The 15,563-nt window shown below is 70.1% G+C and carries 11 protein-coding genes and 1 tRNA gene; 10 read left to right on the forward strand and 2 right to left on the reverse strand.

What is annotated here, in order from left to right:
- The first annotated feature begins 127 nt into the window (after positions 1 to 127).
- The 4 genes from FCK90_RS09030 to FCK90_RS09045 all read left to right on the forward strand — a co-directional run bounded on the left by FCK90_RS09030 (position 128) and on the right by FCK90_RS09045 (position 8,248).
- Entirely contained in the window at positions 128 to 1,669 is a 1,542-nt protein-coding gene (locus FCK90_RS09030) for a pyridoxal phosphate-dependent decarboxylase family protein (RefSeq protein ID WP_158033976.1), read from the forward strand.
- Entirely contained in the window at positions 1,666 to 3,642 is a 1,977-nt protein-coding gene (locus tag FCK90_RS09035; RefSeq protein WP_158033977.1) for a GNAT family N-acetyltransferase, read from the forward strand. The genes FCK90_RS09030 and FCK90_RS09035 overlap by 4 nt, the downstream gene beginning before the upstream one ends.
- A complete protein-coding gene (locus FCK90_RS09040) occupies positions 3,639 to 5,471 on the forward strand; it encodes an IucA/IucC family protein (protein ID WP_158033978.1) in 1,833 nt (610 codons plus the stop codon). The genes FCK90_RS09035 and FCK90_RS09040 overlap by 4 nt, the downstream gene beginning before the upstream one ends.
- Positions 5,472 to 5,566: 95 nt before the next feature.
- Complete coding sequence (locus tag FCK90_RS09045; protein ID WP_158034036.1) at positions 5,567 to 8,248, forward strand: GNAT family N-acetyltransferase; 2,682 nt, start codon at positions 5,567 to 5,569, stop codon at positions 8,246 to 8,248.
- A gap of 84 nt (positions 8,249 to 8,332) precedes the next feature.
- On the opposite strand, the gene ettA is transcribed toward FCK90_RS09045, so the two are convergent.
- Complete coding sequence (gene ettA, locus FCK90_RS09050; protein ID WP_158033979.1) at positions 8,333 to 10,015, reverse strand: energy-dependent translational throttle protein EttA; 1,683 nt, start codon at positions 10,013 to 10,015, stop codon at positions 8,333 to 8,335.
- A gap of 83 nt (positions 10,016 to 10,098) precedes the next feature.
- Positions 10,099 to 10,719 carry a single-stranded DNA-binding protein gene (locus tag FCK90_RS09055; protein ID WP_181954257.1) on the reverse strand — a complete coding sequence of 207 codons (621 nt, stop codon included), beginning with the start codon at positions 10,717 to 10,719 and terminating at the stop codon, positions 10,099 to 10,101.
- 217 nt (positions 10,720 to 10,936) lie between these two features.
- Between FCK90_RS09055 and FCK90_RS09060 the strand changes: the two genes are divergently transcribed.
- The 6 genes from FCK90_RS09060 (at position 10,937) to FCK90_RS09085 (ending at position 15,524) form a co-directional block, all read left to right on the forward strand.
- Positions 10,937 to 11,012: transfer RNA gene (locus FCK90_RS09060), tRNA-Arg, on the forward strand.
- 128 nt (positions 11,013 to 11,140) lie between these two features.
- Positions 11,141 to 11,434 carry a (2Fe-2S)-binding protein gene (locus tag FCK90_RS09065; RefSeq protein WP_181954258.1) on the forward strand — a complete coding sequence of 98 codons (294 nt, stop codon included), beginning with the start codon at positions 11,141 to 11,143 and terminating at the stop codon, positions 11,432 to 11,434.
- Positions 11,431 to 11,730, forward strand: coding sequence for a (2Fe-2S)-binding protein (locus FCK90_RS09070; RefSeq protein ID WP_158033982.1), 300 nt, complete (start codon positions 11,431 to 11,433; stop codon positions 11,728 to 11,730). The genes FCK90_RS09065 and FCK90_RS09070 overlap by 4 nt, the downstream gene beginning before the upstream one ends.
- The gene (locus FCK90_RS09075; protein WP_181954259.1) at positions 11,730 to 12,965 is read left to right on the forward strand and encodes an NAD(P)/FAD-dependent oxidoreductase; all 1,236 of its coding nucleotides are present in this window, start codon (positions 11,730 to 11,732) and stop codon (positions 12,963 to 12,965) included. The genes FCK90_RS09070 and FCK90_RS09075 overlap by 1 nt, the downstream gene beginning before the upstream one ends.
- Entirely contained in the window at positions 12,955 to 14,157 is a 1,203-nt protein-coding gene (locus tag FCK90_RS09080; protein WP_158033984.1) for an NAD(P)/FAD-dependent oxidoreductase, read from the forward strand. The genes FCK90_RS09075 and FCK90_RS09080 overlap by 11 nt, the downstream gene beginning before the upstream one ends.
- Complete coding sequence (locus FCK90_RS09085; RefSeq protein WP_158033985.1) at positions 14,145 to 15,524, forward strand: TRAP transporter large permease subunit; 1,380 nt, start codon at positions 14,145 to 14,147, stop codon at positions 15,522 to 15,524. The genes FCK90_RS09080 and FCK90_RS09085 overlap by 13 nt, the downstream gene beginning before the upstream one ends.
- Positions 15,525 to 15,563: the final 39 nt, after the last annotated feature.

The raw sequence follows: 15,563 nt of genomic DNA on the forward strand, positions 1-15,563 counted from the left end.
GAATTCTCCGGGAAGGACTGGACGTCCCACCTCTCATCTGTATTGTTAGGTAAACCTAACCTGCATTGGCGCATATATCCATGCGCTATTTGTCGTGTCCGAGATGAGCCGAAAGGTGTCCTTCTGCATGAACTCCCCCGCAGATCCGCTGCTGCACAGCGGAACCGTGCCAGACCTGATGCGTGCGGTGACGACTGCCGCCGCAGCCGGGGCCGCACGTCTGGCCGAGTCCACCACCTCCCACTCGATCGCCACCCATGACGAGCTGGCCGGCCTGGTGCGCTCCGTGGACCTCAACCATCCGGCGGCCGATTTCGACCAGGCCCTGGACGAACTCGACGCCCTGTGGCTGCGCCACGCCGTCTGGTTCCACCTGCCGCGTACGACGGCGCATCTCAACTGCCCTGTTGCCGTCCCGGCCGTGGCCGCCGAGGCCCTTGCCGCGACCGTGAACACCTCCGTGGACACGTGGGACCAGTCCACGACGGCGACGCTGATCGAACGCCGGCTGCTGGCCTGGACCGCCGAGCAGATCGGCTTCCCCGCCGGCGCCGACGGGATGTTCACCCCCGGTGGCACCATGTCCACGCTGCAGGCGCTCCTGCTGGCCCGCGACGAGGCGCTCGAAGCCCCGTCCACCTCCCCCGCCTCTCTCGGCGCGGATGCCTCCTCCGGCACGGAATCGCGCCCCGTCCGGGCGGCTCGCCTCCGGATCCTGGCCAGCGCCGAGAGCCATTTCTCCGTGAGGACCGCCGCCCGCATCCTGGGCCTGGACGAGGACGCGGTGCTCACGGTGCCCGTCGACGACGGCGGTCGTATGCGGCCCCGTCAGCTGCGCGCCCTCCTGGAGGAGGTCCGGGCGCAGAACCTCATCCCCATGGCCGTCGTGGCGACCGCCGGAACCACCGATCGCGGGGCGATAGATCCGCTGAGCACGATCGCCTTCGCCTGCCAGGAGCACGGCACCTGGCTGCACGTCGATGCCGCCTACGGCGGCGGCCTGCTGACCTCCCGTGAGCACCGCCATCTGCTGACCGGCATCGAACTGGCCGATTCCGTGACCATCGACTTCCACAAGACCTGGTTCCAGCCGGTCAGCTGCTCGGCCGTGATCGTGCGCGATGCCCGTACCCTGCGGCATTGCACGCATCACGCGGCGTATCTCAACCCCGCGGACACCCCCGAGCCCAATCAGATCGACCGCTCCCTGCAGACCACCCGCCGGTTCGACGCGCTCAAGCTCTGGCTGACCCTGCGCACCGTCGGGGCGGAGCGCATCGGCGAGATGCTCGACGAGGTGATCGCCCTGGCCGGTGAGGTCGCGGAGGCCATCGAGCGGGACTCCCGGTTCGAGCTCGTGTGCGATCCCGCCCTGAGCACCGTCCTGTTCCGCTGGCTCCCGGCGGACGGTTCCGCACCGGATGCGATGGTGCGCGCCATCCGCCGCCGGATCTGGGAGTCGGGCAGGGCGACCGTCGCCGAGACCGTCGTCGGGGACCGGCCGTGCCTGAAATTCACCCTGCTCAACCCGAACGCCACCCGCAGCGATCTCCTGGCGGTCCTCGAATACGTCCACGAGGCCGGCCTGGACCTGCTGTCGTCCTCGTCGGCCGCATCGTCGGCTGCCTCATCAGCCCCCGCTTCCGAGATCACGGAGGTCACCGTATGAACCCGCAGTACCCGGCGTCACCTGACGTCTCCTCCGCCGAGCATCCCCTGGACCTGCTGTGCGTGGGCATCGGTCCTTTCGGCCTGGGACTGGCCTGCCTGGCCGACCCCGTCCCCGGGCTGAGGGCCGCGTTCCTGGACCGCGCACCGGAGTTCGCCTGGCACCCCGGCCTGCTCTTCGACGACGCCACGCTGCAGGTGCCGTTCCTGGCCGATCTGGTCACCATGGCCGACCCCACGTCCCGGTTCTCCTACCTGGCCTGGCTCAAGCGGACCGGGCGGCTCTACCCGTTCTACGTCCGCGAGTCCTTCTATCCGCTGCGCCGGGAGTACAACGACTACTGCCGCTGGGCGGCCGGCGAGGCACGGGGCCTGCACTGGGGCCAGGACGTGGTCGCGGTATCGCGCCCCGGCGGCGACGGACCGTGGCGGATCGTCTCCCGCTGCGACGACGGCGAGCGCATCTGGTGGGCGCATCACCTCGTGATCGGGACCGGCACCTCACCGACGCTGCCCGCGGCGCTGGCCGGAGCGGGAGAGGCCGCCGTCCACGCCGGGCAGTACCTGCTGCACCGCGACGAGCTGCTGTCCAGGGAGCATGTGACCGTGCTCGGTTCCGGGCAGTCGGCCGCCGAGGTGATCGTGGACCTTCTGGAGGCCCCGAACGGCCCCGCGGTGGACTGGATCACCCGGTCGCCCCGCTTCTACCCCATGGAGTACTCCAAGCTCAGCCTGGAGCTGACCTCCCCGGACTACCTGGACCATTTCCGGTCCCTGCCCGAGGACGACAGGGAGCTGCTCAACGCGAGCCAGCCCCAGCTGCACCGGGGGATCTCGGAGGAGACCATCGACCGGCTCTACGAGGCTCTCTACGTCCGCCGTCATGCCGGAGGCCGGCCACCCGTCCGGATGATCGCGGCCACCTCGCTGGAGACCACGACCGCCCACCGGGGCCGGACCCTGCTGTCCTGGCGCAACACCGAGAACGGTGCGGTGCGGGAGACGGTCACGGACGCCGTCGTCGCCGGAAGCGGCTACGAGCCCTCGCCGCTGCCGTGGCTGGACGAGGTCAGGGATCAGCTCTCCCTGGACGCCCAGGGGCGCCTGGCCCCCGACCGGCTGCATCGGGCCAGCCCCGACGGAAGCGTGCACGTGCTCAACTGGGGCGAGCACACCCATGCGCTGACGGCGCCCGACCTCGGCATGGGTCCCCTGCGGAACGCCCACGTCCTGGCCCATGTCACCGGGAGGAGCGTGTACCCCACGGAATCGCACACGACCTTCCAGAGCTTCGGCCGCCTCCCCCAGACCTCCGGTTTCCTCGCGCTGACCGCACCCGCCGGTACTACGCGGGCCACGACGGTCGCCGGCAGATCGCTGACCCTGCGTCCCATCGATCTGGACCGGGACCTGGACGTACTGCACGACTGGCTGGCCGATCCTCGGGCGGAGGCCTGGGGCCTCGTCGGGGCGGAGCGCCAGGCGGTCCTCGCCGAGTACCAGCGGATGGAGGCGGAGCCCTCCGAGCGCGCCTGGCTGGTGGAGGAGGCGGGACGGCCCCTCGCGATGGTCGAGGTCTACGACCCCGCGTGCTCCCCGCTGGCGGCGGCCTACCCCGTGCGCGACGGCGACGCCGGCCTGCATCTGTTCCTGGCCCCCGCGGACCGGCCCGTCACGGGAACCAGCCGCGTGGTCATGGCCGCCGCCCTGGACCTGGTCCTCGCCGACCGGGCCGTCCAGCGGGTGGTGGTCGAACCCGATACGGCGAACGCGGCCATCCGGCGGATCAATCGCTGGGCCGGTTTCCGGGAGCTCGGCGATATCGAGCTGCCGGACAAGACCGCGTGCCTGTCCATCGCCGACCGTGCGGAGGCCGTGCAAGCCGGGTCCGTCGCACCGTCCGACCTCGAGCGCCGAGAGCGCGAACCCGAGCAGCACCTCAACCGCAGCGAAACCCAGGAGGTCTCCGCATGAACACGGCCCCCACCGGACTCCCCCCGCTCAGCCCCGCCGTCGTGGACAGCCTGCAACGGGCCATGCTCGCCAAGCTCTTCGGCGAGTTCGCCCACGAGCGCATCCTGACCCCGCGCCCCGACCGCCACTCCGGCCGGGACGGGTGGGTGGTGGACGACGACGGCGGACAGCCCCGCTGGTTCTTCACCGCCACGGTGCACCCCCTGGAGCACTGGCGGGTGGATCCGGCGTCCATCCGGCGCCTGACGGAGGACGGATCCTACGGCATCGATCCCCAGCAGGCGGTCCTGGACCTGCGGGAGACCCTGGGGCTGACCGACCGCGTGCTGCCCCTGTACCTGGAGGACCTTTCGGCCACCCTGCTCACGGCGGTCCGGCGCAGGGAATGGGACGCTCCGTCGTCGCGGGAACTGACCGCGCTCCCCCTGGAGGAGGTCGAACGCCACCTGGACGGCGGGCATCCGGGGTTCGTGGCGAGTTCCGGACGGGTGGGGATGGGCGCCGCCCAGCAGAGGATCTGGGCCCCCGAGGCTCATGAGCCCGCCCGCCTGGTGTGGGTGGCCGCCCGGCGGTCCCTGTGCGCCGTGGCGGTGAGCGCCGAGATGACCGAGGCCGACCACCACCGGCTCCACCTGCTGCCGGAGGAGCGCGAGGCCTTCACGCGGGCGGTGCGGGAAGCCGGGGAGGACCCGGAGCACTACACCCCCATCCCGGTGCACCCCTGGCAGTGGGAGCACCGTCTCCTGCCCGGGCTGCTGCCCGATATCCTGCGCCGGGACCTGATCCTGGTGGGACCGAGCTCCCATACGTGGCGCGCGCAGCAGTCAGTGCGCACCTTCCTGGACGTGGAGGACACCACACGGGACTACGCCAAGACCGCGCTGGGCGTGCACAGCATGGGCTTCCTCCGCGGCCTCTCGCCGGCCTACATGAAGGCCATGCCCGCGATCAGCGACTGGCTGGAGGAGTTCGTGGACGGCGACGAGTTCCTGCGCGAATGCGGAGTCGAGGTGCTGCGCGAACGGTCCTCCGTGGGTTACCTGGGTGACGCCCACCATCGCTCCGGGGTGAAGTCCGATCACACCAAGCAGCTGGCGGCCCTGTGGAGGGAGTCCCCCACGGCCAGGCTGGCTCCCGGCGAGCAGGCCGCCAGCCTGGCCGGCGTACTGCACGTGGATCGTGAGGGAGTGCCCCTGATCCAGGAATGGATACAGTTCTCCGGGCGTGCCCCCGCAGAGTGGGCCGAGGCGCTTCTGCGGGTCTACCTGGCCCCCGTGGCGCACCTGCTGCTGGCCCGCAATACCGCGCTGATGCCGCACGGCGAGAACGTGATCCTGAGACTGCGCGACGGCTTCCCCGTCGGCGCCTTCTGGAAGGACCTGGGCGAGGAGGTCGGGGTACTCGACGACCAGCCCCTTCCCGAAGGCCTGGAGCGGCTGCGCTCGATGATCGACCCGGAGGAACGGGAACTGGCCGTGCACACGGATGTGGTGGACGGCGTGCTGCGGCATCTGGCGGCGCTGCTGCACGCACAGGGCATCCTGGACGAAGCGGAGTTCTGGACGCTGGCGGCCGAGGTCCTCGACGAGCATCGCGCACGCTACCCCCGGCTGTGGCAGGAACTGGACCTCTTCCGTCCGTCGTTCGTGCACTCGTGCCTCAACCGCCTCCAGCTGCGGGACCCCCAGGCGATGGTGGACCGCACCGACCCCTCGGGCTCGCTGATCACGGCCGGGCGGCTGGAGAACCCGCTGTCCGCATATCGGCGTCTCCCCGCAGGAACCGGCGTCGGAGCCAGTGCCGACGTCAGCACCGGGGCCGGCGCGTGAATCCCGGTCGCGAGGCGTCCGGCGGTGGGGACCGGGGCGAAAGCCGGGATGTCCCCTCTGCGGGGCAGCCGGACCCCTCCACGAGTCGGCCGGAGCTGGACGGCTCGCGATGGCGGGTCTTCCGCGATCCGGCGGGAGTGCCGCACGTGCAGGCCGAAGATATCGAGGCCCTCGCCGAGGGGCACGGGGCCGTCACCGCCCATGACCGGCCCTGGCATCTCGAGGTGCTGCGCTGCCGGGCCGAGGCCCGCAGTGCAGCGCTTCTGGGCGACGAACACCTGGATGCCGACCATCTGTCGGCCGCGATGCGGGTCGAGGAGACCGCCAGGAGGTGGTGGGCTGCCGCTCCAGCCGAGGACCGGGCGTTCATGGCGGCCTATTCCCGCGGCGTCAACCAGGCCCTCGCAGGGGCCTGGGAGTCCGCCGAGGAGGTCCGCACCTTGGGTCTCGAGCACCGGACGCCCCGGATGTGGGAGCCATGGACCCCCGCCGCGGTGCACATCGACACGCATCTGCTCACGGGAAGCCTGCCCGAGCAGCTGTGGCGACGGCGGGTGCGCGACGCCCTGGGAGAGGCCTGGGTCCGGGTCCTGGACGCGGAGGCGCCCCGATCGGCCGGGTCCAACGCGTGGCTGGTGCCCGGTCACCTCTCGGTCTCGGGCGCGCCCCTGATCGCGGCGGACCCTCACCGGATCGTGGAGGAGTCCGGTCCCTATCAACCGGTATGCCTGTCCGCTCCCGGGCTGCGGGTCCGGGGCATGGCCCTGCTGGGTCTGCCCGGTGTCCCGCACTTCGGGCGCACCGAATCGGCGGCATGGGCCATCACGGCGGCCATGATCACCACGGAGCGGTTGCGCGAGATCACGGTGACCCGGCGCGGTGGTGAGTTGATCGAGTTCGCCTCCGGGTCCGCCGTCGCCGAGACGCAGGTGAAGCTGGCCTCGTCCGCGCAACGCCCCAGCAGACGGTGGCTCCGCACCTTCGACGGCCTGCCGGTGCTGCCCGGGGACGAACGGTTCGAGGCGCGGGTCGCGGATCTCCCCGAGGGGGCGCGGATGGTCCTCACCCTCGTCTGCTCGCCCCACCCCGCTGAACCGCCGCGCGCCCTGCACTCGTGCAGGGGGTTGCTCACGGCCACGACGGCGGAGGAGGTCGTCGAGGCGTTCGATGGCTGGGTGCTGCCCGCCAATGACCTGGTGGCAGCCGATCGCCACGGACGATGCCTCAACACGGTGGCCGGCATCTACGTGGACGCCCAGGGCGCCGCAGCGACCGCGAGCACGAAGGAGGCCGACACCCTGACCGTACGGGCCAATCAGCGGCCGGAGGATCCCGTGGACTCCTCGTATCGTCTGGGCTGCGCCCCGCCCCACCGCGCCCGGCGGGCGGAGCACCTGCTCTCGGAGGCGGCCGGCCGCCAGGGGCGCATCACCCATGACGATCTCATCGCGGCCCAGCTCGACACCCGGCTCGAGGCCTGGCCGGGACTGGTGGCGCGCCTGCTGACAGGCGATTCACCGGACGGGCCGATGGACGCCGGCACGCAGGAAATGCGGAACCAGCTGCTGTCCTGGGACGGGTCGATGGACGCCGGCTCCCGCGATGCCGTGCTCTTCGTCCGCTGGCGCGACGCGCTCGCCCGCCAGTTCCTCCACGACCCGGCGCTCGACCCCCTCAGGGCGGCGAGCGGACTTCCGGCCTTGTGGGCTCCGTTCATCGAGCTCCAGCCCCGGGTCGGCCTGGCCTTGGAGAGCCTGATCGAGCATGGCGCCGCGGTCGGACTGGACCCGGCGGGAGCGGCGCACCGGGCGTTGAGGGAGCTCGTCGTCCAGGAAGCGGTGGAGACGGCCACCCGCGGTCGCCCAGAGAACGGCGCGGCGTCCCCCACCTGGGGAGAGCGGCATTCCTTCCAGCCCCTGCGGGTCCATCCGGGCCTGACCCCATTTCCGTCGGTGGCCGTCGGCGGGGATACCGACTGCCTCCTGGCCGCCGGGACGATCCCGGGATGCGGGTCGGCGTGCTTGCGGGTCCCGGCGGCCCGTCTCGTCTGGGATCTCTCGGATCCCGCGGCGTCGTTGTGGATCACGCCCGATCCGGTCGACCGGGGCCGCCTGGGCAGCAGCCCGATGCAGCGGTGGGCACGCGGAGAACTCGACCAGGCGCTGCCGTGGGTACCGGCAGGAGGACTGGCGTCCACGGCAGGTTCTGGGGGCGTGATCGACCTGGGCGATCTCGCCCCCTCGACGCATGCCAGGCTGTGCCCGGTCCGGCGAGCGCACCTCCCGGTGATCCACGAGTGGGTGAGTGCGGCCCGCGCACGGTTCTGGGGCATGAACGGGCTCAGCATCGAACAGGTCGGGGCCGTGTACGAGCTCCTGGACAGCTCCCTCACGCATTTCGCCTGGATCGTGGAGATCGACGGCGAACCCGCCGGGATCTTCCAGACCTACGAACCGCATGCCGATCCGGCGGGTGCCGCGTATCGCGTGGAGCCCGGCGATCTGGGCATCCACCTGCTCCTGGCCCCGGCGTCGGTGCGGTCTCCGTGGCTGACCCCGGTCCTGGGCGCGGCGCTGATGCGGGCCGTCGCCGCCGGCGGTACCCGCCGGCTGGTGGCGGAGCCGGATACCGGCAATACCAAGGCGATCAAACGCATGGAGTCCATGGGCTTCGTCCTGGGCCCGGAGATCACCCTGCCGGGCAAGACCGGACGGCTGGCCTTCCGCACGGTGGACTCGTCGGGCGCTTCCGTCCAGCCGAGTCGACGGGGTGGGTGATACGCAGCGATCCGCCCCCGGCAGGTGCCGGGGGCGGATCGCTGCTCCTGCACGACGGATCCCGGGCGGGATCCCGGCCGCGCCTCAGTCGCGGGTCAGGCGCCGGTGGGTGACCCGCTTGGGGCGGGCTGCATCCGGGCCCAGCCGCTGCACCTTGTTCTCCTCGTAGGCTTCGAAGTTGCCCTCGAACCAGTACCAGTTGTCGGGATCCTCCTCGGTGCCCTCCCACGCGAGGATGTGGGTGGCCACCCGGTCCAGGAACCAGCGGTCGTGGGAGATCACGACGGCGCAGCCCGGGAACTCGAGCAGGGCGTTCTCCAGCGAGCCCAGGGTCTCGACGTCGAGGTCGTTGGTGGGCTCGTCCAGCAGCAGCAGGTTGCCGCCCTGCTTGAGGGTCAGGGCCAGGTTCAGGCGGTTGCGCTCACCACCGGAGAGCACGCCGGCCTTCTTCTGCTGGTCCGGGCCCTTGAATCCGAAGGCCGAGACGTAGGCACGGGAGGGCATCTCCACGTTGCCGACGTTGATGTAGTCCAGGCCGTCGGAGACGACCTCCCACAGCGACTTCTCGGAGTCGATGTTCTCGCGGTTCTGATCGACGTAGGAGATCTTGACGGATTCACCGACCTTGAGCTCACCGCCGTCCTTCTCCTCGAGACCCACGATGGTCTTGAACAACGTGGTCTTGCCCACGCCGTTGGGGCCGATGACCCCGACGATGCCGTTGCGCGGCAGGGTGAATGAGAGCCCGTCGATCAGCGAGCGGTCTCCGAAGCCCTTCTGCAGGTTGCTGGCCTCGATGACCTGGTTGCCCAGACGGGGTCCCGGCGGGATCTGGATCTCCTCGAAGTCCAGCTTCCGGGTCTTCTCCGCCGCGGTGGCCATCTCCTCGTAGCGGGCCAGACGGGCCTTGGACTTGGCCTGGCGGCCCTTGGCGTTGGAGCGGACCCATTCGAGTTCGTCCTTGAGCCGCTTGGCCTGCTTGGCGTCCTTCTTGCCCTGGACCTCCATGCGCTTGGCCTTGGAGTCCAGGTAGGTCGAGTAGTTGCCCTCGTAAGGATAGAGACGACCGCGGTCGACCTCGCAGATCCACTCCGCCACGTGGTCCAGGAAGTACCGGTCGTGGGTCACGGCCAGGACGGCGCCGGGGTAGCTGGCCAGGTGCTGCTCGAGCCACAGCACGGATTCGGCGTCCAGGTGGTTGGTGGGCTCGTCCAGCAGCAGCAGGTCGGGCTTTTCCAGCAGCAGCTTGCACAGCGCCACGCGGCGGCGCTCACCACCGGAGAGCTTGGTCACCGGGGCGTCGCCGGGCGGGCAGCGCAGGGCCTCCATCGCCTGTTCGAGCTGGGAGTCCAGGTCCCAGGCGTTGGCGGCGTCGATATCCGTCTGCAGCGAGCCCATCTCTTCCATCAGGGCGTCGAAATCGGCGTCGGGCTGGGCCATCTCCTCGGAGATCTGGTTGAAACGGTCCAGCTTGGCCTTGATCTCGCCCACGCCCTCTTCGACGTTGCCGCGGACCGTCTTCTCCTCGTTCAACGGCGGCTCCTGCAGCAGGATGCCCACGGAGTATCCGGGGGACAGCCGGGCCTCGCCGTTGGAGGGCTCGTCCAGTCCCGCCATGATCTTCAGGATGGTTGACTTACCAGCACCGTTGGGACCGACGACGCCGATCTTGGCGCCCGGATAGAACGACATCGAGACGTCGTCGAGAATGACTTTGTCGCCCACTTTTTTGCGGGCCTTGTTCATGGTGTAGATAAATTCCGCCATGACCACCAGGCTACCCGGGGGCGCTGGTGCCCGGACAATCCGCGCCGCCGGGCACCAGGCATTTCCTCGTCGTGAGGCAGACCCTAGACACCGGCCGTGTCCCGCCCCGGGTTCAGCACCGAGTCCAGGTCCGGTGCACTGACCTCCAGTTCGGACTCCTCATCCAGGTCCGCGGGTTCACCGCCGGGATGCCCGTCGCCTCCCGTCAAGGGGCTCGGCTGCTGGCTGCCGGTCATGGCCTCCGCTGCGTCGTCCAGGACCTCGCCCGTGTCCGGATCGTACGGCGGCGTCCGCTGATCGGGCTCGCCTGCCGGATCGCGGTCGTTGCCGGCCGAGCGGTGCGCGCCCACCCGGGTGTACGAGGCACTGCCCATGGCCAGATCGGGGCCCAGGGCGGAAGCCTCGATCTCGACGTTCTGCCGCTTGTGGCCGGCGTCGCTGGTCCATTCCCGGATCTTCAGCCGTCCCTGGACCAGCACGGGATCACCGACGTTCAGCGAAGCCGCCACGTTGTCCGCCATGTACCGGAAGCAGTTGACCGTGTACCAGTTGGTGCCGCCGGCATCCACCCACTCGCCCCGCTCGGCGTCGAACCTGCGGGAGGTGGAGGCCAGCCGGAAATCGGTCACGTGCGTGTTGGCGGCCGTCTGGCGCAAGAGGGGTTTGGTGGCGACGAAACCGCGCACCGTGATCGTGTCAGTCATGGGAACTCCTGATCGGACGGGCCGTACCCTCGCGGCAGGCCGGGTGTCGCCCTGACCCGGGTCGATTCCCGGAGGGCTCTTTCCACTCTGGTCCGTGCTCGGGTCTCGACGCTGGGCGCTGGGGGCCGGATTGGGCATAACCACCGGTCCTCGTTACCGCCACCAGGAGTGTGGAGGAACAACGGCGGGTGCCGGGTTCGTTAGACTGGACCGGCTGGCCTCGGTAGCTCAGTGGATAGAGCAGGAGCCTTCTAATCTCTTGGTCGGGGGTTCGACTCCCTCCCGGGGCGCCATGCGCACGAGGCCCGGATCCCTCCCCTTCGGAACACGGGCAAGGGATCCGGGCCTCGTCATCGTCCTCGGCCCGTATCCCGTATCGGGTCACGCCCCCCCGAATCCGGCCCACGAGCAGGAGGTCGCATTGCCCGCTGCCGAGGAGAACCTCAGGCCCGCCGCCGAGGACCACGTCATCTGCCGCTGCGAGGACGTCACCCTCGCCGAGATCACGGCGGTCCTCGACCAGATCGGCGACGACGCCTCCCCCACGGAGCTGAAACGCCGGCTGCGGGCCGGGATGGGCTGGTGTCAGGGCAGGGTCTGCGGCCCGGCCCTGGCCCGGATCACCGGTACGGCACAACCGCTGATGCGCAGCAGAGTCGTCCGGCCCGTGCTGATCTCCCAGGTCGCCGAGGCCGAGGACGGTGCCGCCTCATGACGGACAAGCGCATCACCGATCATCCCGTGCTGGGGCCGGCACCGGGCGAGAGGCTCACGCTCTGGGTCGATGACCAGGAGATCGAGGCGCGGTCCACGGACACCGTCGCCGGAGCGCTGTGGGCCAACGGGACGACCACCTTGCGCCGGAGTCGCTCGGGCCAGCCACGCGGCCTGTACTGCGGCATCGGCCACTGCTTCGAATGCCGTGTCACCATCGACGGCGAGCCGGGCAAACGCGCGTGCCTGATGACCGTCCGGCAGGGTATGCGCGTGGAGACGGGGACCGAGGCCTGATGGATGCGGACGTGATCGTCATCGGCGCGGGCCCGGCCGGTCTCACCGCCGCGACCACGGCAGCCAGGGATGCCGGCGCCCGGGTGGTCCTGGTGGATGAGAACGAACGGATCGGCGGCCGGCTGCCCGGCCAGCTCTACCGGCACAAGGACACCTGGGTCATCGGCGCCAGGACGGCCGAGCGCCTGGCGGAGGAAGCCGCCGAGGCCGGCGTCGAGATCCTCAGCGGTCATCAGGTCTGGTCCTGCGAACCGGGCTGGCGGGTCCGCTTGGAGAGTTCCAGGACGCTCACCGCGCCCAAGGTGGTGGTGGCCACCGGAGCGGCGGAGCGACCGCTGCCGATGCCCGGATGGACCCTGCCGGGAACCCTGGCGATCGGTGCGGTCCAGCAGCTCGTCCAGGTCCAGCGCATCCTCCCCGGGAGACGGGTGGCCGTGGTGGGGACGGACCCGCTGGCCATGACCGCCGCCGAGGAGATCACCCTGGCGGGCGGCGAGGTCGTGGGGATCTTCATGCCCAGTGGCGAACCCGGCCAGCATGCCGAGAGCTCCCCGCGGAAGGTGCTCCACTCATTGAGCGGTTTCGCCTCGGCGGCACCCGCCGCCTGGCAGCGGCTCGGGGCCCGCATGCTGCGCAACCGGGCCATTGCAGCCGCTGCCGCCCGGCTGATGCCACCGTCGGGGATTCCGATCGGCGAGGCGAAGCTGAAGGTCCGTCATCGCGCTGAGGCGATCCTGGGAGCCGGGAAGGTCGAGGCGCTGCGTATCCGCAAGGTCAGCGCCCAGGGCGTCCCCGTCGGCGACTCCCGGGAGATCCCGGTGGACGCCGTCTGCCTCTCCGGCGGTCTCTATCCGCTCCAGGAGCTCACGACCGGCAACTGCTCTCTGGTGGAGGTCCCGGAGGTCGGCGGTCTGGTTCCCCTGCATTCCCCCGAACTGCGCACCACCGCCCCCGGGCTGTACGTAGCGGGCAACGTCACCGGCATCGAAGGAGCCGCGGTCGCGGAACGCCAAGGGGCACTGGCCGGGACCGCCCTCGCCGCGGATCTGGGGGCCTACCGCGACCCCGGAGCCAGGCTGCGCGAAGCCGCCGCGCAGGTGGAGCTCGCCCGCGCTGAGGCGGTGCTGACCTTCCTGCCCGGTATATTCTCTGGTCGTCGTCGCCTTTCGGAGCTCTGGGAGGCCCACGCTGCCCCCGGCAGCCAGAGCGAGGGGAAGGCATCGGATGACGCATAGCGACGTCGTCGTCATCGGGGCGGGGGTGATCGGCGCCTCGATCGCCTTCCGGCTGACCCGAGCGGGCTATTCGGTCACGATCATCGATCGTGGAGTCCCCGGGGCGGGCGCCTCCGGCTCCTGCGACCAGGCCATCTTCCTCCAGTCCAAGCGGCCGGGCCTGCACATGCGCCTGGCGCTGGAGAGCCGCGGCATGTTCGATTCGCTGGCCGACGAGCTCGGGGCGAATCTCGACTTCAGGCCCGACGGCGGGATGGTGGTGATCGAGAACGAGGCGCAGTGGGAGTTCATGAGCGGTTTCGTACCGCGGCAGCGCGAGGCCGGAATCGACATCACGCTGCTCCCGGCGGAAGAGGCCAGGCAGTTGGAGCCCCGGCTCTCCCCTCATATCCGCGGGGCCGCCGTCAGCCCTGATGACGCCGAGGTCAACCCGCTGCTGTTGAACACGGCGTTCCTGGACGCGGCGCAGCGCGGCGGGGCCAGGGTGCTCAGGAACACCGAGATGCTCTCCACCATCGAGAACGACGACGGCGTGGTGCGCGGTGTCCGGACCAGCTCCGGCCCCCTCCAGGCCGGTCTGGTGGTCAACGCGGCCGGCCCTCATGCCGCGGCCGTGGGGCAGCGGGCCGGCGTCCAGACCCCGGTGAGACCGCGGCGCGGGGTGATCCTGATCACCGAGCCGGTACCCCGGTTCATCAACGGGATCCTGCTCTGCGCGCAGTATGTCGCGGCCAAGCACCTGCAGCACACGGCCGGTGAGATACCGCCGCACGGCATCGGGCTCTCCCTCGGCCAGACCGCTGGAGGGAGCTTGCTGATCGGCGGCAGCAGGGAGTTCGCCGGCTTCTCCCGCCAGGTCGATTCCTCCCTGATCACCCAGATCGCCAAGCACTCCTCGCGGATCCTGCCTGACCTGGGCAAGCTCCGGCTGGTCCGCGTGATGACGGGCTTCCGCCCCTACACCGGGGACGGCCTGCCGATCATCGAGGAGTCCCGTCCCGGGTGGATCACGGCCGCCGGGCATGAGGGCGACGGTATCGCCCTGGCCCCGATCACCGGTCAGCTGGTGCTCGACCTGATCCGCGGCGAGGGCCCCGGCTATCACTACCTGCCGGCTCTATCCAGTGACAGGCCTTCACTGGGGTCCCCAGAACCATCGCACCCGAGTGAGGCAGTTCCATGTGGGCAGTAGTCGTCCCCCTCATCCTTCTCTTCGCCATCATTCTCGTCAGGAGAATCCCCTGGATCGGCGGCAACATCGAAGCCGCCCTGCTGATCAGCGGGCTCAGCATGGCTCTTCTGGCGGGCCTGCAGCCCTGGCAGTATGTGGAGGCCACGGTCGACGGGCTGGACCGCATGGCCTGGGTGATCGCGCTGAGCTTCTTCGGCGCCCTCTACGCGGAGACCCAGGTACGGCTGGGCAGCATCAACACCACGATGGACTTCCTGAGGAAGATCTTCGGGAACTCGCCCCGGGGGCTGATCGCGGCCACCTTCATCACGCTGGTGATCGGCGGTTCCCTGCTCGGCGACGCCATCGCAGCGGCCACGGTCATCGGCTTCCTGGTCATCCACTCGCTGGCCGCGATGAACATCAAACCCGTCCAGATCGGCATGATCATCCTGGTCGGGGCCTCACTGGGGTCGATCATGCCACCGGTCAGCCAGGCGATCGTGATGTCCACGTCCCTGGTCGGGACGGACCCGATACCGGTGATCCGGATCGCCTTCCTGACCGTCGGCTTCGGCGTCGTGCTGGCGATCCTGGAGTCCTTCCGCTTCGTCAGGAGGCGGCGTGCGGCGGAAGCGGAGTCGGACAAGCCCTCGGGCGGGGCACTGGCTCCCACCCCTGCCCTGGGCACCCTCGTGCGCACCAGGGGGTACACCCTGCTCCCCATGCTGGTCCTGCTGAGCATCGTGGTCCTCAACGCCGCCTGGGAGATCGACGTCTTCGCCCTCGTCCCCGGTATCTCGCATGCGGTGGCGGCGCTCGCCGAGGTGCCGGTGCTGAGCGGACTGTCCAACAACATCGTGCTGGCCATCGTGGTGGCCACCATTGTTGCCTTCTGCTTCCCCTCGGTCCACGCCAAGCCGCTCGACACGGCCGCGGAGGGCACCAGGAAGGTCGCCCAGACCATCCGTCTCCAGGTCTGCGCCGGTGTGCTGATCGGCATGGTCTACGCCTCGGGCGTCGTCGGCACGATCGCCGAGGTCGCTCAGGGCATGCAGGGCGAGGCGATCACCATCGGCGGCATCGTGGCGCTGATCGTCATCGGGATGCTGACCGGTTCGCAGACTGCCGCCCAGACCATCGTGGTCCCGTTCCTGGCGCCCCTTCTGGAGCAGCTGGGCATACCGCCGTTCAATATCGCCCTGGGAGTCAGCCACATCGCAGCCGGCGGCCAGAACTTCCCGCCGGTAGGCCTCACCGCCTTCGTGGTCTCGGGTCTGGTGGGAGGGACGTTGAACACCAAGGTGGACCCCGTCAAGGTGATGCTCCTTGCCCTGCCGAACTCCCTGTACATGTGCCTGGTCGGCGCCGTTGCCCTGTTCATCTGAGGCGTCCCCCGAAATACTCCCCGGAGGATTCGCCGGGGA

The sequence above is a fragment of the Kocuria coralli genome (assembly GCF_008831305.1).
Taxonomy (GTDB): domain Bacteria; phylum Actinomycetota; class Actinomycetes; order Actinomycetales; family Micrococcaceae; genus Kocuria; species Kocuria coralli.